Genomic DNA, 1,558 nt, shown 5'->3' on the forward strand with positions numbered 1-1,558 from the left:
ATGTTCTGCGGTTCATGTGAAACCTCTGCCTGGTTGTAGATCCAGACAGGGTAAGCAGATTTAGCTAAAGCTGGAATGTGCGGTTGGTGTTACGCTCACCATTGACACACTGCAAGCTCAAAAAACAACCAAATAACCTTGTTTGTAGAAAGCGTTAAAAACATCTTTTTGGGAAAAATTCTACAGCCTCAATGCCAAGCTAAACGGCGCGCTTTTCAGCGTCCGCTTGAGCTTTTTGTTATTTCAGGGTTTATGCAGACAGCTTGGCTATTAACATAAACTATTTTTTTATACAAAAGCCATTGGTAGCTCATTTCTTTGCATTCAAAATACCCATTTCGAGTCGCAATAGTATTTACTGAAAGGTGGGCAACAACAGGAAAAACAAATATCACAACCGTTGACAAAACAAATATTTTTGTCGCTAATTTTGTCTGAGCTTTTGACAAGTCGGTTTTTTTAACATTTTGGTAGACACCTAACAGGGTTAACAACAACAATACAATGCCCGTACCCAGCGAATACATGGCCCCCTTGCTAAAATATACAACCTCATTACCATAAGAAAGAGAATGAAGCGTGCCATAACCACTAGCGATAAACCACCAAAAAGATGCAATAGTTAAAATAACAAAAAACAAAAAACTAGCGATCCTAGTCATTATTGAAGCATTATCTATGTCCTTCATTTAGAATACTCTCGGATTTCCTGATAAAAACTTATGTAGCTGATGCTTAGCAGCATCGATGAGAATAACTCTTGCCGAGTCAACGGCATAATCAATGATTAGTGCAACAGCTCCGCCTGCCTTATGAAGTATATTTTCTTTAGTTTTTTGTATTTGAGACTGAACATCCTGACTTAATTCATCTAGCCCCAATATTACTCTGTCAGTTATACCGTAATGATTGTCTATTTCACCCAGCGCCATAGAAGCCAGCAATCCCACTGCAACCACGGCTATAATGGGGCCAATAGCCAAAGTTACACCAAACCCAACTAACGCTGACGCTGCAACGATAGACGCACCAGTGGCCAAACCAACTTTAACAACATCCGTTGCCAAAGTACCAATAAGTTGGTTTAGTGTTGCGTTATCTGTAAGGAAGTAGTCTGCAACTCGATAAGCTGAAAGCAAGACAACTGATAGAATGCCACCAGACTTTGCAGCGTGTATTGCTCCCGCTTTGCCTAACCCCATAGTGATGACTTTGGGGTTTTTTATGCCGTACTTAGTGCCAGTTAGAACGCGCCGCAATCCTGGGTGCCCCTTTAGAATGATGTGTTGTTTACCACCATATGTTTTGACGTATACCTTTGAGGCAAATCCGCCAAGGTCGCCAACGAGTTTGCTTAATGTTCTTATATCATCCGCCGAAGCATAGTAGCTTGCGCCAACTTCGGTTTTTCCCTTTAATTTTTGCCATGCATTCTTAATATGCGGTAAATTTCCTTTTAGCGAGGACTGCACAATAGCTTCCATTTCTTCAATCGACACAACAAACACTTCATGTTGATTTGACTTTATTTGTTGCTTTAGCTCTTTCTTTTCCTGAT

At 40.5% G+C, this 1,558-nt stretch carries 2 protein-coding genes; both read right to left on the reverse strand.

What is annotated here, in order from left to right:
- Positions 1 to 215: 215 nt before the first annotated feature.
- Positions 216 to 689 carry a hypothetical protein gene (locus VT06_RS16695; protein WP_046555463.1) on the reverse strand — a complete coding sequence of 158 codons (474 nt, stop codon included), beginning with the start codon at positions 687 to 689 and terminating at the stop codon, positions 216 to 218.
- The coding region (locus VT06_RS16700) for a hypothetical protein (protein WP_082122581.1) at positions 690 to 1,558 on the reverse strand (869 nt) is incomplete at its 5' end.

It is taken from the genome of Arsukibacterium sp. MJ3, assembly GCF_000987765.1.
Taxonomy (GTDB): Bacteria; Pseudomonadota; Gammaproteobacteria; order Enterobacterales; family Alteromonadaceae; genus Alishewanella.

Excerpts from the sequence above, each read along its gene's own strand:
- VT06_RS16695 (WP_046555463.1), bottom strand. The coding sequence starts at position 689 with ATGAAGGACATAGATAATGCTTCAATAATGACTAGGATCGCTAGTTTT.